Genomic DNA, 26,296 nt, shown 5'->3' with positions numbered 1-26,296 from the left:
GCTCCTTTCAAGCCAACCACGTTCGCGCCGAAATACTTCCCGCCGCCGACTTCTGCCGGCAGTAGGGTCGTAGCAAGTGATAGCCACTCCCTGGAGGTGCATCCGATATGTCCGACCAATCGAATTTCGTGATCATCGGCGGCGGACTTGCCGGCGCCAAAGTCGCTGAAGCTCTGCGCGAGAAAGACTTCGCCGGATCCATCGTGTTGCTGTCGGAGGAAGAGCATCTCCCCTACGATCGGCCTCCGCTGTCGAAAGAACACATGGCGGGCAAGAAGTCGTTGTCGGAGTTCACCGTTTTGCCGTCGCAGTGGTACCGCGATCACCACGTGGACCTGCGCCTCGGGACCGCTGCGCACTCGATCGACACGGCAGCAAAAACGGTGACCCTGCCCGACGACACCACCATCGCCTACGACAAGCTCGCCCTCGCCACCGGATCCAGCTCCCGGCGCCCGCCGATTCCGGGTTCGGATGCCGCGGGTGTGTACTACCTCCGCACGGTCGACGAGTCGGATGCGTTGCTCGATGCACTGGGTGAGGGCAAGCGGCTCGCAGTGGTCGGCGCAGGCTGGATCGGTCTCGAAATCACTGCTGCCGCACGGGAGAAAGGCGTCGAGGTGACAGTTGCCGAGACCGCCGACCTGCCACTGCTCGCCGTGCTCGGGCCCGAGATGGGCACCGTGTTCGCCGATCTGCACCGCGAGCACGGAGTCGACTTCCGGTTCGGCGCGAAAGTCGACGAGATCACCACCGAGGCGGGTCGTGCCACCGGTTTGCGACTGGGCGACGGATCGACCGTGCCCGCCGACGCCGTGTTGGTGGCAGTCGGGGCGGAACCGAACATCGAGCTCGCGAAGCAAGCGGGATTGGCAGTGGACGGCGGTGTGCTGGTGGATGCCGCACTCGCAACCAGTGATCCCGACATCGTTGCCGTCGGCGACATCGCCGAGCAGGACCATCCCGTTCTGAAACGTCGAATTCGGGTGGAGCACTGGGCAAATGCGCTCAACCAGCCAGCCGTCGCCGCCGCGACCATGCTGGGCAGGTCCCAGCACTACGACAACATGCCGTACTTCTACACAGATCAATACGACCTCGGCATGGAGTACGTGGGATCCACTCCGCGAGAGGGCTACGACCAGGTGGTTGTGCGCGGCGACGCCGGCAAACGCGAGTTCGTCGCGTTCTGGTTGGACGCGCAGAATCGGGTACTCGCGGGTATGAACGTGAACATTTGGGATGTCACCGATACGGTCAAGGCCTTGGTTGCCTCCGGCCGACCCGTAGACCCGCAGCGTTTGGCCGACCCGGCAACTGATCTGGATGACGTGTACGTACAGCCAACCGACCCCGACTGACGAAGGAGCACATGTGGCCCCGCCGAATCTGACCCGTGACCAGGCGAACGAGCGATCCGCACTGCTTGCGGTGGACAACTACCGCATCGAACTCGATCTCACCGACGGAGCGGGCGGGCCAGGCGAGAAGACCTTCTCCTCGCGCACCACCGTCACCTTCAGCGCCACCGCGGGCGCGTCGACGTTCATCGACATCATCGCGGGCACGGTGCGCTCGGCAGTGCTGAACGGCACCGTGGTCGACATCACCGGCTACGACGAATCGACCGGAATCGCGCTCAGCGGTCTCGCGGAGCAGAACAAGTTGATCGTCGAAGCCGACTGCGACTACTCGCACACAGGCGAAGGACTGCACCGCTTCGTCGATCCCACCGACAACGCCGTCTACCTGTACTCACAGTTCGAAACCGCCGACGCCAAGCGGATGTTCGCCTGCTTCGATCAGCCGGATCTCAAGGCCACCTTCGACATCAGCGTCACCGCCCCGCACGACTGGCAAGTGATCTCCAACGGCGCCACCCTCGGCAACGACGGCGGCGAGGCCAACACGCACCACTTCGCGACTACACCGAAAATCAGCACTTACCTTGTCGCACTGATTGCCGGTCCGTACGCGCATTGGAGTGACAGCTACTCCGACGATCACGGCACCATTCCGCTGCGGATCTTCTGCCGCGCCTCCCTCGGCGAGCACATGGACGCCGACCGGCTGTTCACAGAGACCAAGCAGGGCTTCGAGTTCTACCACCGCAACTTCGGCGTGCCCTACGCGTTCGGCAAGTACGACCAGCTGTTCGTCCCCGAATTCAACGCGGGCGCAATGGAAAACGCGGGCGCGGTCACGTTCCTCGAGGACTACGTGTTCCGGTCCAAGGTGACACGAGCGTCCTACGAGCGTCGTGCGGAAACCGTGCTGCACGAGATGGCGCACATGTGGTTCGGCGACCTGGTCACCATGGCCTGGTGGGACGACCTGTGGCTCAACGAGTCGTTCGCGACGTTCGCCTCCGTGCTGTGCCAGTCGGAAGCCACCGAGTACGTCAACGCCTGGACGACCTTCGCGAACGTCGAGAAGTCGTGGGCGTATCGCCAGGATCAGTTGCCGTCGACACACCCGATCGCGGCAGACATCCCCGACCTGGCCGCCGTCGAGGTCAACTTCGACGGCATCACCTACGCCAAGGGCGCAAGCGTCCTCAAACAGCTGGTGGCCTACGTGGGGCTCGAGGACTTCCTCGCCGGGCTGCGCGCGTACTTCGCGGACCACGCGTTCGGCAACGCCACCTTCGACGATCTGCTCTCCGCACTGGAGAAGTCGTCGGGCCGTGACCTGTCGGATTGGGGCACCCAGTGGCTCAAGACCACCGGACTCAACACGCTTCGCCCGGAGTTCGAGGTGGACGCCGACGGCAAGTTCACCTCGTTCGCCGTACTGCAGGGCGGCGCCGAGCCCGGCGCTGGTGAGCGTCGCGTGCATCGCCTCGCGGTCGGCATTTACGACGAGGCGAGCGAAGCGACGGGGGGTGTCACTGACGAGGCAGGAAAGTTGGTGCGCACCAAGCGCATCGAGCTCGATCTCGCCGCCACCGAACGCACCGAGGTGCCAGAGTTGGTCGGCGTGCATCGCGGCAAGCTCGTCCTGATCAACGACGACGACCTCACGTACTGCTCGGTGCGACTCGACCCGGAATCGCTGACGACGCTGATCGATCGGATCGGCGACATCAGCGAGCCGCTCCCCCGCACGTTGGCGTGGTCGGCTGCGTGGGAGATGACCCGACAGGCCGAGCTGAAGGCGCGCGACTTCGTCGCACTCGTGCAACGCGGTATCGGTGCCGAAACCGAAGTCGGTGTGGTGCAGCGACTTCTGATGCAGGCGCAGACCGCCATCGGTAGCTACGCAGATCCTGCGTGGGCGGCCGACGAAGGCTGGTCCGGGTATGCGAACCGGTTGCTCGAACTGGCTCGCGAGGCCGAGGCCGGCTCCGATCATCAGTTGGCGTTCGTCAATGCGCTGACCGGTGCGCAGCTGTCTGCGTGGCATACCGAGGTGTTGCAGGAGCTGCTCGACGGCGATCCGGCAAAGCTGGGTCTGCCCGGTCTGGTGGTCGACACCGATCTGCGCTGGCGGATCGTCATCGCGTTGGCGGCGGCCGGCGAGATCGATGCCGACGGCATCGAGACACCGTTCATCGACGCCGAGGTCGCCAAGGATCCGACGGCCGCAGGCAAGCGCCAAGGGGCGGCGGCGGCTACGGCTCGCCCGCAGGCCGCTGTGAAGGAGCAGGCCTGGAATTCGGTGGTGAACGACGATTCGATACCGAACATCACGGCTCGCGCGATCATCGGCGGTTTCGCACCGCAGGGTCAGGGCGAATTGTTGGCCCCGTATCTGGCGAAGTACTTCGTCGACGTTCCCGGAGTGTGGGAGCGGCGATCCAGCGAGGTCGCCCAAACGGTGGTCATCGGGCTGTATCCGTCGTGGGCGATCAGCGATGACGCGGTGGCCGCGGCCGACGAGTTCTTGGCCGCAGAACGGCCCCCTGCGCTGCGCCGACTGGTGATCGAGGGTCGTGCGGGGATCGTCCGATCGCTCGCCGCGCGCGCCTTCGACAAGGGCTAGTCCTCGTAAAGGTCCGGTCAAGCACGGGAAACACGTGTTTGACCGGACTTTGCGCCCTCCGATACCGTCGAATCAATGTCGAAACTCACTCTCTCCGTCGTCATACCCGCGCACAACGAAGAGCACTACATCGGCAAATGCCTCGATGCCCTGCTGACTCAGGAAGACGATCTCCACGAGATCCTGGTCGTGGACAACAACTCCACCGATCGCACGGCCGAAATCGTTCGCAGCTACCTGCCGAGACACCCCAAGTTGAAGCTGCTCGCCGAACCGCGACCGGGCGTCGCATTCGCGCGCAATCTGGGATTCGATACCGCGACAGGCGAGATTCTCGGTCGCCTCGACGCCGACTCCCGGGCCTACGATTCGTGGGCGCAGACCATTCTCGAATTCTTCGGCCGCGACGATGTCGAGTCGGTGGGTGCGATCAGCGGGCTGAACAATTCGTACGACTCGCCCTTCACCAAGCTCAAGGGCTGGTACACCAAGAAGCAGATCGAGCGCGGCGCGTTCGGTGGCGATCGCGAGATCAACAACTTGCACGGCGCGAACATGGCGGTGCGGCACTCGGTGTGGGACAAGGTCCGCGACAACACGAGCACCGAGAACGACGTGCACGAGGACCTCGATCTGGCACTGACGATCCGTGAAGAGGACATCAAGATTCGGCAGCTGTCCGACCTGATGGTCGACATCTCACCGCGCCGAGCTTTGACACCGCCTCGGGAGTTCACCAAGTACATCGATTCGGGCACCAAGACTTTCGACATGCACGGCAAGCTGACGCCCGAGATCGAGAAGGCGCTGAAGCTGCACTGGCGGTTCCACGCGCTGCTGTACGTGTTGCATCGTCCGTACGATCCTGAGGCGGGAAAATTCTCGTTGAAGTATTTCCGGGCAGGTTCGAAGTCGCGGCGACTGCCGATCGACACGGCCTAGTCAGGATGTCACAGAGCGCGAAGTCACCGAACGCAACGGCACCAGAACTGATTTCGGTGATCATCCCCGCTTACAACGGGCTACCCGACATAGTCGAGCAGCTGGATGCCCTTGCCGCGCAAGACAGCCCACCACCGTTCGAAGTTGTCGTCAGCGACAACGGGTCCACGGACGGGCTGGCCGATGTCCTGCATGCGTACCCGCATCGCAGTCGTCTGCGGCTCCGGTGTGTCGACAGTTCGGCAACCCAGGGCACCCCGCACGCGCGCAACGCGGGAATCGATGCGGCACAGGGCGACTTCCTGTTGTTCACCGATCAAGACGATCGGGTCCATCCGGGCTGGGTGGCGGCTATGTCGGAGGCCGCCCGAGAATTCGACGCTGTCGGCGGTCCGATCGAGGTACAGACGCTCAACTCACCGCGGGTCGCATCGTGGCGAATAGTTCCGGCTCCAGACGAGCGTTTCGAAACCGCGTATCTACCGTTCGCACACGGCAACAATTTCGGAATGTGGCGACACGTGGTCGACAGGATCGGGCAGTTCGACGAGGCGTTTGTCGGCGGTGGCGAAGACGGCGATCTGTCGTGGCGCATTCAGCAGGCAGGAATGACGTTGGGGCACGCACCGGACGCGATGGTGGCGTATCGACTCCGCACCACGATGAAAGCGACGTGGCGCCAGGCACTCGCCTACGGGCGGTCGTCTGCGCAGTTGACGCAGAAGCATCGGGAAAACGGCTGTCCCAGAAGGCCGATCACGTTCAACATTGCATGGAATCTGCGATTGCTCGCGACGAATCCGCTGCTGCCGCAACGCCTCAGCCGCTTTCCGCGGGGCCTCTGGGTGCTGGCGGCCGGGGTGCAAGTCGGCAAGGCGACGGAACGAGCCCGCCACGAAGCAGCTCAGCTCGGCGGCCTTGTGCGCGGTCGGCAAGTCCTGGACTTGCCGACCGCGCACTGCGGAGACTGGCTAGGGGCTTGCGATAGCGGCGCTCATGACGCGCAGCGCGGCGACGATGCCGTCGATGAGATCGCCCTCGCCGAACGACGCGACAGCCGCCGTGACGCCTAGTTGCGCGATGCGATCGGTCACCCTGTTCGCGACTGCCCGACCCGACCGGATCTCCACGGCGCGCTCGTTCGGCGACACGGCGATCAGCGCCGAGCGCGCCGCTTCCGGTGTCTTCGGGAACAATGCGTCCGCGCCCGCGGCGGTATCCGCGCCGAGGTCGCCGATGTAGGCGTTGAAGCGCACCTTGGTCTTTCGAGTCGCCTCGGTGAGCGCGTTGTCGAGACGCAGCAGCTCTTTCTGCGAGAACGGCGGATCGTCGAACTCCTCGCCTGCACGATGCACGGCCGACACACGGCCGCTCGACGTCAGCACGGAGCCGACAGGCAAGTCCGCCTCCGACACTGCTGGGAAATGGTTACCACCGGCCATGTGCCCTACCTCCGATCAGATCAGCTGAACCGGCCTCGATCGCCGCGTGACCGCCACCGTGATGACCACTGACGGTGATCTCGTCGGTTGCGCTGAACAGCATCGGGGCATGTGTCCATCGCGAACCGAGATCGAAGTGGGCAGGACGCGTACCTGCGACCGGCTTGCCGCGCATCGCGATCGCACCGACGAAGGCGATCACCACGACCGGAATCAGAACGAATATCAGCACTGTCTCGAGAATGCTCACACGCCAAACGGTAGCGGAGCGAGGTCGGTTCGCATATCCCAACCCTCGATTCAGGCCGCGCCTTCTCCCAAATACCGCAACCAGGAGGGATCGAGTTCCTTGGTGGTCGCAAGGAGGCGCCAGTGCGGGCCCTTGGGCGGCACCAACGCAGCCCGCAGCGGCCACCCCAGCTCACTGAGCAGCTTGTCCGCTTTCCGGTGATTGCACGGAGCGCAACTGGCAACGCAGTTCTCCCACGAATGCTCGCCGCCGCGACTGCGGGGAATGACGTGATCGACGGTCTCGGCCTTGCCGCCGCAGTACGCGCATCGGAAGCGATCGCGATGCATCAGGGCAGCACGAGTCATCGGAATCCGAGCTCGGTACGGCACTCGGACGTAGTTGCGGAGCCTGATGACCGACGGAACCTGGACGGAACACCCTGCGGAGTGGATGACGGAGCCGTCTGGATCTTCGTGAACAGCGAGGGCCTTCTCGCACACCAGCAGGACCACCGCCCGACGGACGGGTAAAGCGGTGAGCGGCTCGTAGGTGGCGTTGAGAAGCAACACCCGGCGCTTCACCCAGGCTGGAACCGGAGCCTCGTCGGCGCTCGTCAGAGCGGCGGTCGACAGCGGGTCGGATCGTGATTCTTCGGACAGAACTTGCAGCGCGTGCGCCCCCGAGCCCCTGCTACGAGCATCGGTGGGCACGAGTTGTCGGTGTGGACGTGTGTCGTGACGCTGCGTCATATGGCCCTCAGACTTCGTGCTACCTCTGGGATTGTGACCAGTTGAACACGGATCCGGCGTGTATGCACGCCAATTTCGTTCGAAGTTGCATCGATATTCGATGAACAACGGGTGACTCGAGGCGACGTCCGACTGGCGGGCACAATGAGGCGAACCGCAACCGTGAGGTAGATGACGCGAATGAGTGACGCAGAACAGACTTTCTACGAGGCTGTCGGCGGGGCAGAGACGTTTCGACGGCTGGTCTCTCGGTTCTACGAAGAAGTGGAGCACGACGAGATCGTGCGACCGCTGTACCCGGAAGAAGATCTCGGACCTGCCGAGCGGCGATTTCGCATGTTTCTCGAGCAGTATTGGGGCGGACCGCGGACCTACTCCGAAGAACGTGGCCACCCTCGTTTACGGATGCGCCATCAACCGTTTCGAATCGGACCGCTCGAACGTGACGCGTGGCTTCGCTGCATGCATGTCGCGATCGCGTCCATAGATGCGCAGACCCTCGACGAACAACACCGACGAGCGTTGACCGACTACATGGAGATGGCTGCCCAATCGATGGTGAACTCGCCGTTCTGAGCTGACCTGGCTGCCGGTTGTCCGCGCAGACATGCCCGAACCCCCTACGTGTCGAAGAGTGCGACCGCGTTTGGCACTATGACCAGTTGTGACGGAACCTGTGAATGCGCCGGCGGTTGCCGCGGACGCCGAATCGTGGTGGAAGAACGCCATCTTCTATCAGGTGTACCCACGTTCCTTCTCGGACGCGAACGGCGACGGCACCGGCGACCTTGCCGGTGTCCGTGACAAGCTCGGCTACCTCGAACTGCTCGGTGTCGACGCGATCTGGCTGTGCCCGGTCATGCGCTCACCGATGGCCGACGGCGGGTACGACGTAGCCGATCCCCGCGACATCGACCCATTGTTCGGCAATCTCGCCATCATGGAAACCCTGATCTCCGAGGCACATTCGCGCCAGATCCGCGTTGTGATGGACGTGGTACCCAATCACACCAGCGTCGAGCATCCGTGGTTCGCGGCTGCACTCGCCGCCGCACCGGGCAGCCCGGAGCGCGCCCGCTACATCTTCCGTGACGGCAAGGGTCCCGACGGGGCGACACCGCCGAACAACTGGCCCAGCATCTTCGGTGGGCCGGCGTGGACCCGCACCACCGACTCGCACGGCACCCCCGGACAGTGGTACCTCCACATCTTCGCTCCCGAGCAGCCGGACTTGAACTGGGACAACCCGGAGGTCATGGACGACCTCGCGACGACACTGCGTTTCTGGTTGGGTCGCGGGGTCGACGGGTTTCGTATCGACGTAGCGCACGGCATGGCGAAGCCGGAAGGCCTGCCGGACGTCGACCTCATCGACAGCAAGCTGCTCGGCCACAGCGACAACGATCTGCGCTTCGACAACGACGGCGTCCACGAGATCCACCGCAACATCCGCAAGGTGATCGACGAGTTCCCCGGTGCGGTTTCCGTCGGCGAGGTGTGGGTGGACGACAACGAGCGCTTCGCCCGCTACGTCCGGCCGGACGAACTGCACATGGCATTCAATTTCCGGCTTGCCGAAACCGGCTACGTCGCCGAAGACGTGCGCGCGGCGATCGAGAACTCCATCGCAGCCGTCGCACCGGAGGAGGGCACTCCCACCTGGACGTTGTCGAATCACGACGTGGAGCGCGAAGTCACCCGCTACGGCGGCGGCACCGTCGGCGTCGAGCGCGCCCGGGCTATGGCGTTGGTGGAGTTGGCACTACCGGGATCGGCCTTCCTGTACAACGGCTCCGAGTTGGGGCTGCCCAACGTGGATCTGCCCGACGACGTACTCCAGGATCCGGTATGGGAGCGCTCCGGGCACACCGAACGTGGGCGCGACGGCTGCCGGGTCCCCATTCCGTGGGAGGGCTCCGAGCCTCCGTTCGGTTTCACGACGGCGGCGAAGTCGTGGTTGCCCATCCCTGCCGAGTGGGCGGCCTTGACGGTCGAGGCACAGTTGGAAGACGTGGCGTCCACCCTGTCGCTCTACCGGATGGCCATCGAACTCCGAGCGATGCGGCCGGAATTCTCGGGTGCCGAAATCGATTGGTACGGCAGCCCAGCCGGGTGTCTCGCGTTCCGACGACGTGGCGGCTTGATCTGCGCACTCAATACGACGTCGGCGCCGATTCCGCTGCCGCCGGGCGAATTGCTGCTCGCGAGCACGCACGTCGAAGGCGGCCAACTGCCGCCCAACGCCGCGGCGTGGCTGGTCTGACACAGCCGCGGCGTGGCTGGTCTGACACTGCTTCTCAGGGCGGGCCGACCAGCAATGGGATGTCGCCGCCACGACGCTTGTTGACCGACCCGAACCGCGCGTCCAGCCGCAACCAGGACTTGGTCGCCCGTACGCGCACCAACTCGGCGGCGTCTATCCGCTGCACGTCGTCGCCGCCGGGGATGAATCCCATTGCGGTCAAGGCGAAAACGACGCGCATGCTGATCCCGACGTTGTCGCCGGCGCCAGTCACCTCCACCACTTCCTGATCGAGCAGCGACACCGGCGGGCCTTGATTGCTGCCGTGTTCCTTGGCAAGCGCGACACCGCGCTGGGCGAGTTCGACGAGGGCGCGTGCAGGCAGATCGTCGATGTGGGTGAAGCCGGTGTCGGGCGGTAAGGCTCCGCGCCACGCCGAGTCCATCGAATACCCGAGCGGGATCGGATCGTCTTTCGGCGCACCGAGTCCCAGCCGAAGCGCGTCGCCTGCGACGGTGGTGTCGCGCGGGTTCAGCTCGCCGCCGATCACTCTTGACGCCAAGGTGTCGAATCCTGTTGTAGCCCACGCCTCGAACTGTTCTTCACTGCGGCGACGCAGCCGGACCACCACAGCCTCGTCGAGCCGGAGGGCCCTGCTCACGAAAGAGGAGAGATTTTCCCGTTCGGCAGGATCGCCGATGACAAGAAAGCGTTCATTCACGCTTCCAGCTCTCCAAGTAGGCCTTCTCCTCCGGCGAGAAGCGGCGCAGGCGTTGGCCTTTCATGTCGAAGGCCGCGATCTGCGTCGTTGCCGTCACGCCCGGCGCAGAGTCCGCAGGCGCACCTGCAGGCCGAACCTCGTATCCGACAGTGAAATCCACCGCCCGCAGCCGGTCCACCCACATGACGATGTCGAGCGGCGTGTCGTCGTGGCGCAATTGCCCTTTGTACTGAACGTGCAGGTCCACCAGCACCGCGCCCTCACGCAATCCTTTGGTCGGCCGGTCGTCGTAGAAGAGCCACGGAATGCGCGCTTCTTCCAGCAGTGTCACCATGCGGGCATGGTTGATGTGCTGGAACGCGTCCATGTCGGACCAGCGAACCTCCACCTTGGTGTGAAAACCGAACGGTGGATTCGCTTGGTGCTCCTGCGTCAACGCGATACCTCCGATTGGGAGCCGACCCCGCTCACCATGCTTCTGATCTGTCGCGCGGCTACGGAAAGCGTTGCCAGGTCGTGGGTGCCGGACTCGAAAATCTCCGTCAGTGCCGTCCTGGCTCGGCCGAGCCGGGACTGATTTGTCGACTCCCAGTATGCGATCTTGTCTTCCGGCGACTCATCCGGGTCGCCGGCGACCAGCACGTCCAGCGTCAACGATCGCAGCGAGCCGTACAAATCGTCACGTAATGCCAAGCGCGCCAGGGCATGCCAACGATCGCCGCGCTCGAGGTGTGACACCGCGGTGAGCAGCCAGTCGACGCCGAGGTGACCGTCGAGGGCGTAGTACAGCTCGCCGACTTCCACACCCTCGCTGTTGGTGATGTCCGCAATGTCGATGATGTCGAGCAGCGGGTACAGATCGAGCAATCCGAAAACTTGCAGCGAAAGGTCGCGTGGCGCTCCACGTTCGATGATCGACGCCGCCCGATCTTCTTGATTCGACGAGCGATGACCCTTCAACCAACTGGGCACCAGCGGCGCGAGTTCACGCACTCCCCTGCCGTACCTGTTGATCTCGGCGCCGACCGCGATCGGCTGCGGTCGATTGGTCAGCAACCACCGCGACACACGATCGAGCATGCGCTTGGTCTCGAGTTCCAACTCGTCCGCGATCGATGCGGACACATCGGCGCTTCGGATGGTGTTCCACATCGAATGCAGATCGTAGATGTCCACCGCAGCCGTGTACGCACGGATCGAGTCGGTGCTGCTTGCCCCCGCCTCCTCGAGCAAGCGGAACGCGTAGGTGATGCCGCCGAGATCGATTGCCTGATTCGCGAGCATCGTTGCCACGATCTGCCTGCGCAGCGGATGCGCTTTGATCGCTTTGGCAAACCGATCACGCAGCGGCACAGGGAAATACACAGGGAGGCGCCTGGCGAACACCTCGATTTCGGTCAGCTCACTGGCGAGCAGGTCGTCCTTGAGCGCCAACTTCACGTGCGCCATCAGGTTCGACAGTTCCGGCGAGGTGAGGCCTCGCGACTCCTGCAGCCGCTTGGCGATCTCCACCTCCGACGGCAGCGCTTCCAACTCTCGGTCGAGTCCGTGATTGCGCTCCAGGTCCCCGATTACGCGCCGATGAACGCTCAGCATCGCGGCGGCGTCGGCACGCGAGAGGCCCATCAGATAGTTCTGCGAGATGTTGTCGTCGAGCACCAACCTCGACACTTCGTCGGTCATGGACGCCAGCAACGGATTTCGGTCCGCCTCGGCGAGTTCGCCACTGCTGACCAGTCGGTCGAGGAGCACCTTGATGTTCACTTCGTGGTCGGAGCAGTCCACACCCGCGGAGTTGTCGAGGGCGTCGGTATTCATCTTGCCGCCGTTTTCGCAGAATTCGATCCTGCCGAGGGCGGTGGCACCCAGGTTGCCGCCTTCGCCGATCACCCGGGCGCGGATGTCCTTGCCGTTCACACGAACTGCGTCGTTGGACTTGTCGCCCACGTCCGCGTTGGCCTCGGTACCTGCCTTGATGTAGGTGCCGATACCCCCGTTCCACAGCAGGTCGACCGGCGCCAGCAGGATCGCCTTAACCATTTCCGGGGGTGACAGCGATGTCACGTCGGGCCCCAACCCCAGCGCAACCTGCGCCTGCTGGCTGATGGGAATGGACTTTCGCGTCTTGTCCCAGACGCCGCCGCCCTCGCTGATCAACGACGTGTCGTAGTCGGCCCAGGACGACCGTGGCAGCGCGAACATACGTTTGCGCTCCGCAAATGCCGGAGCCGCAACAGGATTGGGATCCAAGAAGATGTGTCGGTGATCGAATGCGGCGACCAGTCGGATGTGTTCGCTGAGCAGCATGCCGTTGCCGAACACGTCACCGCTCATGTCGCCGACACCCACCACAGTGAATTCCTGGGACTGGGTGTCGATGTCCATCTCTCGGAAATGACGTTTGACGCTTTCCCACGCGCCCTTCGCCGTGATGCCCATCGCTTTGTGGTCGTAGCCGACGGAGCCGCCGGACGCGAAGGCGTCACCGAGCCAGAAACCATAGTCCAGCGCCACACCGTTGGCGATATCGGAGAACGTCGCCGTGCCTTTGTCCGCGGCAACAACCAGATAAGTGTCGTCGCCGTCGCGGCGCACCACCCGCGTAGGCGCAACCGCAGCGCCGCTGACCCGATCCACGTTGTCCGTGATGTCGAGCAGTCCGGAGATGAACAGCCGGTAGCACGCAATGCCTTCGTCGCGGAACGCCTGGCGGTCCGCCGCCGCGTCGTCCGTCGGCGCAGGCGGATTCTTCACGACGAAGCCACCTTTCGCGCCGACCGGCACGATCACGGCGTTCTTCACTGCCTGCGCCTTCACCAAACCCAGGACCTCCGTTCGGAAGTCCTCCTGGCGATCGGACCACCGCAGACCACCGCGGGCCACCGGGCCAAACCGTAGATGCACGCCCTCCACTCGCGGCGAATACACGAAGATTTCGAACTGCGGTTTGGGTTTCGGGAGCTCCGCGATTTCGCGCGGCTCCACCTTGAAGGACAGAAACGGCTTGGACGCGCCGGCGGCATCGAGCACGAAGTAGTTTGTGCGCAGAGTCGCCTTGATGAGACCGAGTATCGCGCGCAGAATGCGGTCGACGTCGAGGCTGACCACTTCGTCGATTCTGGTCCGCAGTTGTCCTTCTATCGCCAGCGCATGCTCACTCGACGCCGCGTCGGGATCGAACATGGCATCGAAGAGTTCGACGAACAGCCGGGCGGTATCCGGATTGGTCAGCAACACGCGCGCGATGTTGGCGTGGCTGTACGGAAAGTTGGCCTGCCGCAAGTATTTCGCGTAGGCACGCAGCATGGCGGCCTCGCGCCAATGCAGGCCGGCGCGCAGCACCAGTTCGTTGAAGCTGTCTGCCTCGGCAAGTCCGTGCCACACGGCACCGAACGCCTCGGTGAACCGCGATTGCAGACCCAGCTCGGCCTCGGTGGGGCCGACCTTCTCGAGCAACGACGAGTCCATGTCCTGATCCAGCGAGCCGCGAAGCAGTTCCGGTGTTGCGACCAAACCGAAGTCGTATATCCAGCGTTCCTGGCCGCCCAACGGACTCACCTGATACGGGCGCTCATCGAGCACCTCGACGCCGAGGCTCTGCAGCACCGGAAGCACCTGGCTCAGCGACACCCCGGCGCCACCGATGTAGAGGGTGAAGCGCCAGTGCCCCTTGTCCGCCTGCTGATTTCGATACAGGTACAGATCGATTGCACCCTCGTCGAGCTTTTCCAGCCGAACGATGTCGGCGAGTGCGCGACGTGGCTCGAAGTCTTGCTTGTAGCCCTCCGGGAACGCGTCGGCGTAGTGCTGTGCGAGCGTCGGCAGCACCGACGGCATGGTCGCGACCTCGTCGCCCAGATAGTCGTCCCACGTCCGGCTGGCCTGAGCGAGGAGTTCCTGGATGCGTTGACGATTCGACTCCGACGTGTCGACCGCGGTCGCGACGTCTTCGTCCGAGCGTCGAACTGTGAAATGCACGTTGGCCAAATCGGATTCGGTGACTCGCGCCGAATACTCGATGGATGTGCCGCCCAGCTCACGAACCAGAATGTCCTGCATTTCGAGGCGCACCCGGGTGGTGTAGCGATCACGCGGCAGGTAGACCAGGCAGGACACGAATCGGCCGAACGAGTCCTCGCGCAGGAACAGCCGAACCTGGCGGCGCAGACCGACGTTGAGTACCGACGACGTGGTGGTGAACAACGCTTCGGCGTCCGAGGAGAACAGTTCGGTCCGGGGGAACGACTGGATGACCTCCAGCATCGCCTGCCCGGAGAACGAGTTGATGTCGAAGCCTGCTCGCTCGATGACGTGCCGCACTCGGCCCTCGATCACCGGAATGTCGAGGACGTTCTCGTGCAACGCGGTCACGGTGAACACTCCGACGAACAGGTGCTCGCCCACTACGTTGCCTGCGGTGTCGAACACCGCGACACCCACGAAATAGGGGTAAACCGACCGATGCACCGTCGCGGGGACAGACCCTTGCGTGAGCACCAGCAGCGGGCGATCCTTGCTGGACACCGGGACCGGCAAGTCGTGCGGCGCCGACCGCACCTCCGGTCGCATCAGGCCGAGACCCGTCGTCCCGACCGCTTGCTCGCGAGAGCCCGACGTATTAGAGCCGTCGAGTTCGAATCGGCTGTACCCCAACACCGTGTAATGGCCTTCGGCCAACCAGCGCAACAGGTTTGCGCATTCGGTCAGTTCTTCGGCCGGGTAGCCGCTCGCTCCCTTCTTCGCGGCCAGGTCGAGTTCGTCGGCAAGATCGTGTTGGACCTTGCGCATCGCTTCGGTGTCGCCGACCACCTGCCGGACATCGGCGAGCACATCGGGGATTGCCGTCTCGATCTCGTCGAGAACGGCCGCGTCGGTAGCGGGGTGAAGCTGCAGATGCATCCAGGATTCGAGCTTCCCGTCCGACCCGCCGCCGCCCCGATGATCCACCTCGTGTGCCGAGATGTGCGTCAGCGTTCCGTCGGTGCCGCGCGTTACTTCGAAGATCGGGTGAATGACTTCGCTGAGCGTCACGCCGTAGCGCGACAACGTCGACGTCACGGACTCCACCAGCAACGGCATGTCGTCGGTGACGATCTGTACTGCCGCACCGAGATCGGACCCGGATTCCGGCCGATACACCCGCGACACCGCGACACCCTCGCGCCGAACCATGCCGAGTTCCACATGCTCGCGGAACACATCGGCCGACGACGCGGCAACCGCGCACTCGGCATCCCCGGCATCCACGTGCCGGAAATAGGCTTCCTCGAGTTTGTCCAGGTCCGCACGTAGCGCAGCGGGCAGCTTCGCCCACTCGGTGTCGGATACCCCTGGTGACGCGGTCATTTCAGCCCACTCTCCGATCTGCTCGACTCGCTTTTGGCGCGCCCTCGACACTAGTCGCGTGAACAGTCGGGAAGTGGGCCTTTCCGGTCAGGGAGCGGAGCCATCCACCAGGTAGTCGGCGAGTGCCGCACGCTCGCTCTCGCCGAGCGTTCGCGAGGTCTGCGTGTGTGCATCGAAACCGACCATGACAACGCTCGCAACCGCACATAAGACGCCGTCGACATCGGCCATGGTGTGCGTCATCGAATACGACGATCCACCGATGCTGCGCACCACCGTCTCGATGCTCAACGGTCCGGACTTGTCCGTCAGCGGCCGGATGAACTCCATCGATGTCTGCCGCAACACCACCGAATGATTCGCGAGTCCGCCTCTCTTGAAGCCACATTCGGCGTAGAAGCGGACCCGCGATTCCTGCGCGTACTCGAAGTATTTGGTGTTGTTGACATGACCTAGTCGATCGGAATCGCCCCACCTGATCCCGATCTCACAGGTGAACGTCTTACCCACAGTGTCAATGCCCCCGTCGCTTCGCTCGCCCCGCTGAAGTCAGTCCCTGGTGAGCTTGCGGTGGGTGACGCGGTGCGGACGCGCCGCATCCGGGCCGAGCCGCTCCACCTTGTTCGCTTCGTAGCCTTCGAAGTTGCCCTCGAACCAGTACCAGGCTGCCTCGTTGTCGCCGAATCCGCCTTCCCACGCCAAGATGTGCGTGCAGGTGCGGTCCAGGAACCAGCGGTCGTGCGAGATCACGACGGCGCAACCGGGGAACTCTTCGAGAGCGTTCTCCAGCGAGCCGAGGGTTTCGACGTCGAGGTCGTTGGTCGGCTCGTCGAGCAGGATCAGATTGCCGCCCTGCTTGAGCGTCATCGCCAGGTTCAGCCGATTTCGCTCACCACCGGAGAGCACGCCTGCCGGCTTCTGCTGGTCGTGACCCTTGAAACCGAACGAGCTGATGTAGGCACGCGACGGGAACTCGGAGTTGCCGACGGTGATGAAGTCGAGGCCGTCGGAGACCGTCTCCCACACCGTCTTCTTCGGGTCGATGCCGGAGCGGTTCTGGTCGACGTAGCTGAGCTTCACCGTCTGCCCGATCTTGACCTCGCCGCCGTCCGGCTCCTCGAGCCCGACGATGGTCTTGAAGAGCGTGGTCTTACCCACACCGTTGGGGCCGATCACGCCGACGATGCCGTTGCGCGGCAACGTGAACGACAGATCCTTGATCAGCACGCGACCGTCGAAGCCCTTGTCCAGGTTCTTGACCTCCACCACCACGTCGCCGAGACGTGGGGGGTTCGGGATCTGGATCTCGTCGAAGTCGAGCTTGCGGGTCTTCTCCGCTTCGGCAACCATCTCGTCGTAGCGGGCCAGACGCGACTTGCTCTTCGCCTGCCGAGCCTTCGCGCCGGAGCGAACCCAGGCGAGCTCGTCCTTGAGCCGCTTCTGCAGCTTCTGGTCCTTCTTTCCTGCCACTTCGAGGCGTTCGGCCTTCTTCTCCAGGTACGTGGAGTAGTTGCCCTCGTACGGGTACAGGTGGCCGCGGTCCACCTCGGCGATCCACTGTGCGACGTGGTCGAGGAAGTACCGGTCGTGGGTGACGGCGAGGATGGCGCCCTGGTAGGCGGCGAGGTGCTGCTCCAGCCACAGAACACTCTCGGCGTCGAGGTGGTTGGTCGGCTCGTCGAGCAGCAGCAGGTCGGGCTTGCTGAGCAGCAGCTTGCACAGCGCGACGCGTCGTTTCTCACCGCCGGAGAGGTTGGTGACCGGCGACTCCGGCGGCGGGCAACGCAACGCGTCCATCGCCTGCTCGAGCTGTGAGTCGATCTCCCACGCATCGGCGTGATCGAGCTTCTCCTGCAGATCGCCCATCTCTTCCATGAGCTCGTCGGAGTAGTCGGTCGCCATCAGCTCGGCGATCTCGTTGTAGCGCTTGAGCTGCACCATCGTCTCGCCGAGACCTTCTTCGACGTTCTCACGAACCGTCTTGGAATCGTCGAGTTGCGGCTCCTGCATAAGAATGCCGACCGAGGCGCCCGGCGCCAGGAAAGCTTCGCCGTTGCCCGGCTGGTCGATGCCGGCCATGATCTTGAGGATGCTGGACTTACCTGCACCGTTGGGGCCGACCACACCGATTTTGGCGCCCGGGTAGAAGCTCATCGTGACGTCATCGAGGATGACTTTGTCGCCGTGCGCCTTGCGCACCTTCTTCATCGTGTAAATGAACTCCGCCATGGCGACCAGCCTATCGGTGCCGATCGGTCGGTCCCAACGCGCCGCCTATACCGCTACGGGCTCCTGCTCGCGGCCTCGTTCCGCCGACGAATCCGCGGTGGCGTCGTTGTCGACCGACGTGATGTCGAGTTCGATCGTCTTGGGCCTGTCGAACTTCACGATGCATCGAGCCAGATCAGGGCCGACGGCGCTGGCGCGCATTTCCAGATCGGCTCGTTCGACACCGTCGCGCGTCGTGTATTCGTTGGTGCGCAACTGCCCGTAGGCGATGATCGGGTCACCCCGCATGATCGACGCCCCCACACCGGTGACCAGCCGACGCCAGCACGTGACCGTCAGGTACAGCGTTCCGCCGTCGAGCCATTCTCCGGTCGCGCGGTCCTGCCTGCGGGAGTTGCTCGCCATCCGAAAGCTCAGCACCTCCTCGCCGCTCGGCGTGGTCCGCTTGATCGGATTGGTGATGACCGTTCCGACGATTCCCGCGTGTGCCTCGTACATGTCCGCCCCCTTACGCGACGCCGAGTGCGTCGCTGCCACCAAGCGTGAACCGACAACCGACCGAAATACGGCGCGCGGCCAATCTGTGGACAAACTGCTCGATTGTGAACAACCGCCGTTGCGGAGGCCTGCGGCAGCGAAATGTGTCGGGGTGCTCTGCTACAGCGCCGCCGGGTCGGTGTTCGCACCGCACAGGACGACTACCGGATGTTCGTCGGGGGCGGGAACGTAAGCGCCGCAGATGATTGCGGCCAATGCAGTCGCTCCCGCCAACTCCACCACGATGCGATACCGCTCCCACAGCTGACGACGCGCGGCCACGATGGCGGCGTCGTCGACCAGCACGGATTCGACGCCGCGGCGCTGCACCACGTCCATCGCGATGGTACCGAGGCGGCTGGCGCCCAACGCATCTGCCGCGATGCTGTTCACGTTCACGTCGACCGGGGTGCCCGCCGCGAGCGCCGCATGCAGCGTCGGTATTCCGGTCGGCTCGACGCCGACGATTTTGACCCCGTCACCGGTTGCCGCCGCGATTCCGGCGACCAGTCCCCCGCCGCCGACGGCTACGAGTATCGAAGTGCAGGCGGGTATTTGCTCTGCGATTTCGAGTCCGATCACACCTGCGCCGGCCACGACATCGGGTAGGTCGTAGGCGTGGAGTTGCAGAGCGCCTTGCTCGGTGGCGATGTCGGTTGCGCGCTGGAACGCATCGGCGTAGCGGTCGCCGTGCAACACCACCTCGGCGCCCAATCCTTGCAGCGCTTGCACTTTCGCATGCGGAGCGGTGGTCGGCACAACGACCACGCATGGAATCTGCTGCTGCCTCGACGCGATCGCGGCTGCGATGCCCGCGTTGCCGCCGGACGCGATCACGACCCTTTCGGGGGGCGTCGCCGCGGCGAGCAATGCGTTGAGGCTGCCGCGAATCTTGAAAGATCCACCTGCCTGCAGGTATTCGAGTTTCAGTGCCACCGGCACGTCGTCACCGCGGTCGGTGATCACCGTAGTCTGGAGAACCGGCGTACGCCGGACGCGACCGACAAGTCGCTCGCTCGCGGCGAGCACGTCCGATCGGCCGATCACAGTCGACCTTCACGATCCCTACGCGCCAATTCGGCGAACATCGCGTTGTGCGCGGCAAGATCGGCATCATGGTCGCGTTCGGCGGCCCTGTCGATTCGGCGGCCCGCCCGCTCGTCGCTGCGCGACCATTGAATCAACAGCGACAGCATCACCAAGACCAACGGGATTTCGCCCGTCGCCCAGGCGATTCCACCACCGAGTCGCTGATCGCCAAGCAGGTCGGAGTTCCAGCTCAGCCCCAGACTGCGGTAGAACCAGCCGCCCATCACGGTATCCATGCTCATCAATGCGACACCGAAGAACGCGTGGAAGGGCAACGACCCGAACACCATGGCGACCTTGGTGATCGGCTGGATGATCCGGGGTGCCGGATCGATTCCGATCACCACCCAATAGAACAGGTAGCCGCTGAACAGGAAGTGCGCGTTCATCAGCAAGTGCGCCGTATGCGAGTCGACCGTGGCACCGAAGATGCCGCCGAGGTAGAGCGCGTAGAAGCCGCCGACGAACAGGACGGCCGCAACGATCGGCTGGGTGAGGAAGCGCGAGACCGGGCTGTGCAAGGCCGCCAACAGCCACTCGCGGATGCCGGGAACCCCGTCCTTGCCCGCGGGTTGCAGTGTGCGCAACGCCAAGGTGATCGGACCACCGAGCGACAGCAGCACCGGCGCAAGCATCGACAACGCCATGTGCATGCCCATGTGCACGCTGAACACGGCGGGCGAATAGCGACCGAAGCCCGACGACGTGGCCACCAACAGCACCAGACAGCCGAGGACCCAGGACACCGTGCGACCGAGCGGCCATTTGTCGCCGCGCGCCCGCATGGTGCGAACGCCACGCAGATACAACAGCGCCATGATGATCGCTGCTGTTCCGTAGATCACGTCGAAGCGCCAGTCGAAGAGCAGCCGACCTACCGTGGGTGGGCCGTCGAGGTTGTAGCCGAGCTCCGCCTCGGTGACCGTCGGCAAGGCGACATCGGCAGGCGGCGGCGTGCGACCGAGTCCGACTGCCAGCCCGATCGTGGCGGCGAACAGCAGGACCTCGACGCCGGCAAATCGGATGAGCTGCGCGCGCGATGTCGGGTCCGCTGCGAGCGCGGGCAAGGACCGACGGCGCTGAGCGAAGCCGAGCATCCCCAGCAGCACCAGCGCGACAGCCTTGGCAACGATCAGCCGCCCGTAGGTGGTGGTGAACACGTCACTCACCGGGACCCGCACCAATGCGTTGAGCACGCCGCTCGCCGCCATCACCACCAGCGCGCAGCCTGCCACCGCGGAGAAGCGTCGGGCGGCGATGTCGGTGTGCTTTCCGTTGCGCATCGCATGCGCGAGGAGCGCGAACAACCCGCCCGCCCACAGGGACGCCGCAACCAGGTGCAGGATCAGGCTGTTGGTAGCCAAGTCATGGGACCCGCCGGCAGACGAGTGGCCGGTCACCGCGAGCGGCATCAGTGTGAAAACGGCGAGCCCGAAAAGCACCGGTGTCCAGGCCCAACGCAGTACCAGTCGCGCTCCGATGGCGACGAGTACGGCCAGGATGGCCGTCCAGCGCCACGCGCCGGCAAGTTCGACCTGCCCGATCGAGTTCCAGAGAGTGCTCGGGTTCAGCGCAGTGCGCAACGGCTGTCCGGAGGTGTCGGACAACGTCAAAGGCACGAGAGCGGCCGCACAGATCGCCCACACGACGGCCGCGTTAGACGCCATGCGCAAGGCACGGTAGCCGTCGACATCCAAAACGCCGTTGCTCTGCGGCGGCACCAGAAAAGATGCCAGGAGCAACGAGCCGATCGTGACGACGCCTGCCCCTTCGCCGATCGCACGCATCGCGGGAAGTCCGTACGTGGTCAGCGGTCCCGGATCTGGGATGCCGAGAAGAACGAGTGCGTGCGCGGCAGAGAAGCCGACGACCAGTGCGGCAACCGCGCCCGCGATGAGTGCGCCGACGATCAGAAGTGCTGTCGAACTCGTGTGTGTCGCTCGCTCCGTCGTCGAGGACTGCGTGAGCTCGGGTGCTGCCATACAGACAGGGTAGATCGGTCGGAAGGATCCACCGATCCCGGCTGCCGCGCGACTGGTTTGCGCGATTTGGCAATTCGGGACTACCTGATGTAGAGCAATCTCGAGACACCGTCGCCATCGGCGCTGATGATGTAGCGCATGGCAACCGCCCAGAAACCCGCAACAAAACGTGCCGCGCCTGCCAGCGCAGACCGAGAAGCGAACGCGAGCTCGGTACCTGACTCCACACAGACCTTCATCGATCACGAGATCGCGGAGGCAGAAGCCGCGAAGCTCGGCGAGGCGGTAGTGCCAGGCGAAGCCAACGACGGTGCGCTGGATCTCGCTCACTCCAAACGAAGCCCGTTCCCGCCGATCGACGAGTACGCGTTTCTCTCCGATTGCGAGACCACTCTGCTCATCGCCCCGAACGGAGCGGTCGAGTGGATGTGCGTGCCGCGCCCTGACTCCCCCAGCGTCTTCGGGGCAATACTCGATCGCGGTGCGGGACACTTTCGGCTCGGACCGTACGGTCAGAACGTGCCTGCCGCTCGCCACTATCGCCCCGGCGGGCTGATCGTCGAAACCACATGGCAGACCGAAACCGGTTGGCTGGTGGTGCATGACGCACTGGTGATGGGCGCGTGGCACAACACGGACAAACGCTCGAAGACGCACCGTCGAACACCCACCGACTGGGACGCCGAGCACGTATTGCTGCGCACCGTCAAATGTGTCAGCGGAACAGTGGAATTGGAAGTCAACTGCGAGCCGGCTTTCGACTACTTCCGACAGACAGCGAAGTGGGAGTACTCCGGCACGGTCTACGAAGAGGCGACTGCGACCTGTGCGGGTAGCGCCGACGGCAGCCAGCCGACGTTGAAGCTGACGTCGAACCTGCGCCTCGGGCTCGAAGGCCGAGAGGCGCAGGCGCGCACCAGGATGGTGGAGGGTGACGAGGCCTTCGTCGCACTGTCGTGGTCGCCACTGCCTGCACCGAAGACGCAGGAGGAAGCCGCCGCCAAGATGTGGCAGACCTCCGAGTGTTGGCGTCAGTGGATCACCATCGGAAAGTTCCCGGATCATCCGTGGCGCGGCTATCTGCAGCAGAGCGCGCTTGCACTGAAGGGACTTACCTACGCACCGACCGGCGCGCTGATGGCTGCGTCGACTACGTCACTGCCGGAAACACCTGGCGGCGAACGTAACTGGGACTATCGCTTTGCGTGGGTGCGCGACTCGACCTTCGCCCTCTGGGGTCTCTACACACTCGGACTCGATCGCGAAGCCAACAACTTCTTCGCCTTCATCTCCGACGTGGCATTGGACGAGAACGGCGAATCGCGACCGCTACAGGTGATGTACGGCCTCGGCGGCGAGCGCATGCTGGAAGAGTCCGAGCTAAATCACCTCAGCGGCTACGACGAGGCTCGGCCGGTGCGCATCGGCAACGGCGCGTACAACCAAGAGCAGCACGACATCTGGGGCACGATGCTGGACTCTGTGTACCTGCATGTGCGTTCTCGCGAGCACGTTCCCGAACGGCTGTGGCCGATCCTCAAGACTCAGGTCGAGGAAGCCATCAAGAACTGGGAAGCGCCCGACCGCGGCATCTGGGAGGTGCGTGGTGCGCCCAAGCACTTCACGTCCTCGAAGGTGATGTGTTGGGTGGCACTCGATCGCGGCGCGAAGCTCGCATTGATGCACGGCGAAAAGCAGTACGCCCGTGAGTGGGCCGCCATCGCGGACAGGATCAAGGAAGACATTCTCACGAACGGCGTCGACAAGCGCGGGGTCTTCACGCAGGTCTACGGAGCCGACCCATTGGACGCGTCGGCGCTGCTGATTCCGTTGGTCCGCTTCCTGCCATCGAACGATGCACGTGTCAAGGCAACGGTTCTCGCGATCGCCGACGAACTCACCGTCGACGGCCTCGTGCTGCGCTACAAGGTGGAAGAGACGGACGACGGCCTCTCCGGCGAGGAAGGCACCTTCACGATCTGCTCGTTCTGGCTGGTGTCCGCACTGGTCGAGGTCGGCGAGCTGCGCAGGGCCAAGCAACTGTGCGAACGCCTGCTGGCGTTCGCGAGTCCGCTACGGCTCTATGCGGAAGAGATCGATACGCGGACCGGCCGACACCTGGGCAACTTCCCGCAGGCATTCACTCACCTGGCTTTGATCAACGCTGTGGTGCATGTGATTCGGGCGGAACAGCAGGCGGAGTCGGGCGAATTTCAGCCGGCGCATTCGTCGAGCCCGTAGCAGCGGCAACGCCGCCTGTGAGTGAAGTTGGGTGCCAGAGCACCCAACTTCACTCACACTGCGCGTCGCTTTAATCCCAAGGGCCCCAACAGTTTCAGATGATTCTTGTCGGAGGGTCTCGATACAATTCGGGCATGGGGTTAGGGGAGATTCTCGAGGAGATCAGGTCGGTGAGCCGCGAGTCGTGGCAGCTGACCGACGACGCGTTGGCGTCGTCACTCATCGATGTCTGCTCCGCGATTCATGGTCTCGAAGCGCTGCGGTACCGGTTGATCAGCGACATGAACGAGCGCGGTGCCGTCCCGTCCGGATACACCAGTGTCGCCGCCTGGTTGGCGTGCAGCACCTCTTTGAACACCCGTGAGGCGGTCCGGATCGAACGGCGCGCGGATGCTCTGCGGAGTAGTCCGGAGGTGCGGGCGGCGTACGAGGCCGACGACATCTGCGCCGATCACGCCGCGATGATCATTTCGTTCATGGAACGACCCCCGGCGGCGATGCCTGCCGAGGCGGCACCCGCCGCCCTGAAGTTCCTCGTCGACGCCGCGAAAGATCGGGACACCCGGGTGCTGCGCGGTGCGATCGCGAAACTGAAGCAAGTCTTCGAAACCGATGATCCGCCACCCGCCGAAGATGTCGACCGCAACGAATTCTTCGCCTCTCCCACCAGCAACGGGCGGGTCGTGCTCAAGGGTGATGTCGATGCCGAGACCGGGGAGATGCTGCTCTCCGCGTTGTCCCCGTTGTCGAAACCGCGACCCGACTCCGATGCCGAACCCGACCGACGCACCCCAGCCCAACGCCGCGCGGACGCGTTGACCGAGGTGCTGCGCCGCTACCACGATGCCGCGAGCGGGCCCGACGAAGGCAACGAACGCCCGCACCTACACGTCCACATCAACGCCCACGACCTCGTCGACAAGTCCGGCTCAGAGAAGCCCGCTGCGGATCGTGGCGCCTACGACGAGATGTTCGCCGCCACGGATGTCGGGTGGACGCCGTGGACGGGGCCCCTGTCTGTCGACACGGTTCGCCGCCTGGCCTGTGACTGCACCCTCTCACCGATCTTGTTGGACGAGAACGGCACCCCGATCGACCTCGGCAGAACCACCAAAGTGATTTCCCGAAAACTGCGGCGCGCGTTGGTCGCTCGGGATCACGGCTGCGCCTTTCCTGGCTGCGGACGACCCCCATCCTGGTGCGACGGACATCATGTCAAACACTGGGCAGACGGCGGACCCACCGATCTGGATAATCTGGTCCTGCTCTGCCGGTTTCATCACCGCATGATCCATCACAGCGGCTGGGACGTCATCATCGGCGACGACCGGCACCCCTGGTTCATCCCACCCGTGCAACGAGACCGATTCCGAGAACCCATACCCGCCAACAACCGCGGCACACCCGTACGGGTCTGACAACTACACAGAACGGCTCCGCATCGGTGACCGATGCGGAACCGTCGTGCGTTCGAACTACGACTTGGACGGCAGCTCGTTGTGCCCACCGAATGCGTGGCGCATGGCGGAGAGCACCTGATCGGCGTAGAGAGCCTCGCCGCGCGAGGAGAACCGCTGGAACAGCGATGCCGCGAGCACCGGCACCGGCACACCCTCGTCGATCGCGGCATCGATGGTCCAGCGTCCCTCGCCGGAGTCGGAGACCCGGCCACCGAAGGACTTCAACTCGGGATCGGCGTGCAATGCCGCAGCCGTGAGGTCCAGCAGCCACGACGCGACGACGGATCCGCGGCGCCACACCTCGGTCACCTCGGGAACGTCGATGTCGTACTGGTAGAGCTCAGGCTGCTCCAGCGGGGTCTCTTCCGCCGAGAACTCGCTGGCCGAACGCGATCCGATGTTGGCCTTGTGCAAGATGTTCAGGCCCTCGGCGTAGGCGGCCATTGCGCCGTACTCGATGCCGTTGTGCACCATCTTCACGAAGTGTCCCGCACCAGCGGGACCGCAGTGCAGGTAGCCCTGCTCCGCCGTCGACGGGTCGCCCTCGCGTCCGGGTGTGCGCTCGGCGGTTCCGATGCCGGGAGCAATCGACTTCAGCAGCGAATCCAGGTGCTCGACCTGAGGTGTTTCGCCGCCGACCATCAGGCAGAACCCGCGCGCGAGGCCGAAGACGCCACCCGAGGTGCCGATGTCGACGTAGTGGATACCCTTGGGCTGCAACGCCTTCGCCCGCTTGATGTCCTCGTGGTAGCGGCTGTTGCCGCCGTCGATGATGATGTCGCCCTCTTCCAGCAACTCCGCGAGTTGATCGATGACCTTGCCGGTGATGCCTGCGGGGATCATCACCCAGGCCACGCGTGGCTTCTCCAGTGCGGCAACAAATTCGGCGAGGTCGGTCGTGCCCTTGATGCTGCCGCCCTCACCCTCGGCCTCCAGGCTTTTCACCGTGTCGGCGTTGGTATCGAAGACCACGGCGGTGTGGCCGTCCTTGACGATGCGGCGCACGATGTTTGCGCCCATCCGGCCGAGTCCTACCATTCCCAACTGCATTGCGAATCCCCTTCAGCGAGTGCCGCGATCACGGCGTGTGCGAGTGACGA

General features: G+C 64.2%; 20 protein-coding genes. 8 read left to right on the top strand and 12 right to left on the bottom strand.

The annotated features are described in order from the left end of the window. Nucleotides 1-107 precede the first annotated feature (107 nt). The 4 genes from FOY51_RS10330 (at nucleotide 108) to FOY51_RS10315 (ending at nucleotide 5,999) form a co-directional block, all read left to right on the top strand. Nucleotides 108-1,361 (top strand): NAD(P)/FAD-dependent oxidoreductase, encoded by a 1,254-nt coding sequence (locus FOY51_RS10330; protein WP_149430156.1) that lies wholly within the window; start codon nucleotides 108-110, stop codon nucleotides 1,359-1,361. Nucleotides 1,362-1,374: 13 nt separating this feature from the next. Beyond that, complete coding sequence (gene pepN, locus FOY51_RS10325; protein WP_149430155.1) at nucleotides 1,375-3,984, top strand: aminopeptidase N; 2,610 nt, start codon at nucleotides 1,375-1,377, stop codon at nucleotides 3,982-3,984. A 75-nt stretch (nucleotides 3,985-4,059) separates the two neighbouring features. After that, nucleotides 4,060-4,926, top strand: coding sequence for a glycosyltransferase family 2 protein (locus FOY51_RS10320; protein WP_149430154.1), 867 nt, complete (start codon nucleotides 4,060-4,062; stop codon nucleotides 4,924-4,926). Between the two features lie 5 nt (nucleotides 4,927-4,931). Continuing rightward, complete coding sequence (locus FOY51_RS10315) at nucleotides 4,932-5,999, top strand: glycosyltransferase family 2 protein (RefSeq protein WP_149430153.1); 1,068 nt, start codon at nucleotides 4,932-4,934, stop codon at nucleotides 5,997-5,999. Here the strand turns inward: FOY51_RS10315 and FOY51_RS10310 are convergent. From FOY51_RS10310 to FOY51_RS10300, 3 genes are read right to left on the bottom strand one after another with little or no spacing between them, the layout of a single operon-like run. Next, a complete protein-coding gene (locus tag FOY51_RS10310) occupies nucleotides 5,898-6,368 on the bottom strand; it encodes a DUF5130 domain-containing protein (RefSeq protein WP_149430152.1) in 471 nt (156 codons plus the stop codon). The genes FOY51_RS10315 and FOY51_RS10310 overlap by 102 nt on opposite strands. After that, nucleotides 6,355-6,618, bottom strand: coding sequence for an aa3-type cytochrome oxidase subunit CtaJ (gene ctaJ, locus FOY51_RS10305; protein WP_149430151.1), 264 nt, complete (start codon nucleotides 6,616-6,618; stop codon nucleotides 6,355-6,357). Before ctaJ ends, FOY51_RS10310 begins: the two co-directional genes overlap by 14 nt. Before the next feature lie 50 nt (nucleotides 6,619-6,668). Further along, complete coding sequence (locus FOY51_RS10300; RefSeq protein WP_149430150.1) at nucleotides 6,669-7,349, bottom strand: HNH endonuclease; 681 nt, start codon at nucleotides 7,347-7,349, stop codon at nucleotides 6,669-6,671. Between the two features lie 180 nt (nucleotides 7,350-7,529). Between FOY51_RS10300 and FOY51_RS10295 the strand changes: the two genes are divergently transcribed. Both FOY51_RS10295 and FOY51_RS10290 read left to right on the top strand, forming a co-directional pair. Continuing rightward, on the top strand, nucleotides 7,530-7,925 hold the full coding sequence (locus tag FOY51_RS10295; protein ID WP_149430149.1) for a globin: 396 nt from the start codon (nucleotides 7,530-7,532) through the stop codon (nucleotides 7,923-7,925). Nucleotides 7,926-8,013: 88 nt separating this feature from the next. After that, the gene (locus FOY51_RS10290) at nucleotides 8,014-9,612 is read left to right on the top strand and encodes a glycoside hydrolase family 13 protein (protein WP_149430148.1); all 1,599 of its coding nucleotides are present in this window, start codon (nucleotides 8,014-8,016) and stop codon (nucleotides 9,610-9,612) included. Nucleotides 9,613-9,646: 34 nt separating this feature from the next. On the opposite strand, the gene FOY51_RS10285 is transcribed toward FOY51_RS10290, so the two are convergent. The 8 genes from FOY51_RS10285 to FOY51_RS10250 all read right to left on the bottom strand — a co-directional run bounded on the left by FOY51_RS10285 (nucleotide 9,647) and on the right by FOY51_RS10250 (nucleotide 21,495). Then, nucleotides 9,647-10,312, bottom strand: coding sequence for a DUF8185 domain-containing protein (locus tag FOY51_RS10285; RefSeq protein ID WP_149430147.1), 666 nt, complete (start codon nucleotides 10,310-10,312; stop codon nucleotides 9,647-9,649). Next, nucleotides 10,305-10,748, bottom strand: coding sequence for an acyl-CoA thioesterase (locus FOY51_RS10280; protein WP_290367880.1), 444 nt, complete (start codon nucleotides 10,746-10,748; stop codon nucleotides 10,305-10,307). The genes FOY51_RS10285 and FOY51_RS10280 overlap by 8 nt, the downstream gene beginning before the upstream one ends. Then, a complete protein-coding gene (locus FOY51_RS10275; RefSeq protein WP_149430146.1) occupies nucleotides 10,745-15,658 on the bottom strand; it encodes an NAD-glutamate dehydrogenase in 4,914 nt (1,637 codons plus the stop codon). Before FOY51_RS10275 ends, FOY51_RS10280 begins: the two co-directional genes overlap by 4 nt. Nucleotides 15,659-15,745: 87 nt before the next feature. Beyond that, on the bottom strand, nucleotides 15,746-16,168 hold the full coding sequence (locus FOY51_RS10270) for an acyl-CoA thioesterase (protein ID WP_149430145.1): 423 nt from the start codon (nucleotides 16,166-16,168) through the stop codon (nucleotides 15,746-15,748). 39 nt (nucleotides 16,169-16,207) lie between these two features. After that, nucleotides 16,208-17,887 carry an energy-dependent translational throttle protein EttA gene (gene ettA / locus FOY51_RS10265; RefSeq protein WP_149430144.1) on the bottom strand — a complete coding sequence of 560 codons (1,680 nt, stop codon included), beginning with the start codon at nucleotides 17,885-17,887 and terminating at the stop codon, nucleotides 16,208-16,210. A 45-nt stretch (nucleotides 17,888-17,932) separates the two neighbouring features. Continuing rightward, on the bottom strand, nucleotides 17,933-18,385 hold the full coding sequence (locus FOY51_RS10260) for a single-stranded DNA-binding protein (RefSeq protein WP_149430143.1): 453 nt from the start codon (nucleotides 18,383-18,385) through the stop codon (nucleotides 17,933-17,935). A gap of 159 nt (nucleotides 18,386-18,544) precedes the next feature. Then, nucleotides 18,545-19,471 carry a serine/threonine dehydratase gene (locus tag FOY51_RS10255; RefSeq protein ID WP_149430142.1) on the bottom strand — a complete coding sequence of 309 codons (927 nt, stop codon included), beginning with the start codon at nucleotides 19,469-19,471 and terminating at the stop codon, nucleotides 18,545-18,547. After that, nucleotides 19,468-21,495 (bottom strand): bifunctional copper resistance protein CopD/cytochrome c oxidase assembly protein, encoded by a 2,028-nt coding sequence (locus FOY51_RS10250; RefSeq protein ID WP_149430141.1) that lies wholly within the window; start codon nucleotides 21,493-21,495, stop codon nucleotides 19,468-19,470. The genes FOY51_RS10255 and FOY51_RS10250 overlap by 4 nt, the downstream gene beginning before the upstream one ends. 138 nt (nucleotides 21,496-21,633) lie before the next feature. Between FOY51_RS10250 and FOY51_RS10245 the strand changes: the two genes are divergently transcribed. Together FOY51_RS10245 and FOY51_RS10240 are read left to right on the top strand one after the other, a co-directional pair. Beyond that, complete coding sequence (locus FOY51_RS10245; protein ID WP_235916239.1) at nucleotides 21,634-23,736, top strand: glycoside hydrolase family 15 protein; 2,103 nt, start codon at nucleotides 21,634-21,636, stop codon at nucleotides 23,734-23,736. 134 nt (nucleotides 23,737-23,870) lie between these two features. Beyond that, nucleotides 23,871-25,154 (top strand): HNH endonuclease signature motif containing protein, encoded by a 1,284-nt coding sequence (locus tag FOY51_RS10240; RefSeq protein ID WP_149430140.1) that lies wholly within the window; start codon nucleotides 23,871-23,873, stop codon nucleotides 25,152-25,154. A gap of 57 nt (nucleotides 25,155-25,211) precedes the next feature. Here the strand turns inward: FOY51_RS10240 and gnd are convergent, their stop codons facing one another. Next, nucleotides 25,212-26,246: a phosphogluconate dehydrogenase (NAD(+)-dependent, decarboxylating) gene (gene gnd, locus FOY51_RS10235; RefSeq protein ID WP_149430139.1), complete on the bottom strand. Its 1,035-nt coding sequence runs from the start codon at nucleotides 26,244-26,246 to the stop codon at nucleotides 25,212-25,214. Nucleotides 26,247-26,296: the final 50 nt, after the last annotated feature.

The organism is Antrihabitans cavernicola (genome assembly GCF_008297975.1).
GTDB classification, from domain to species: Bacteria; Actinomycetota; Actinomycetes; order Mycobacteriales; family Mycobacteriaceae; genus Antrihabitans; species Antrihabitans cavernicola.
Note: the sequence above shows the minus strand (reverse complement) of the source record. Positions and strands in the feature narration are given on the sequence as shown.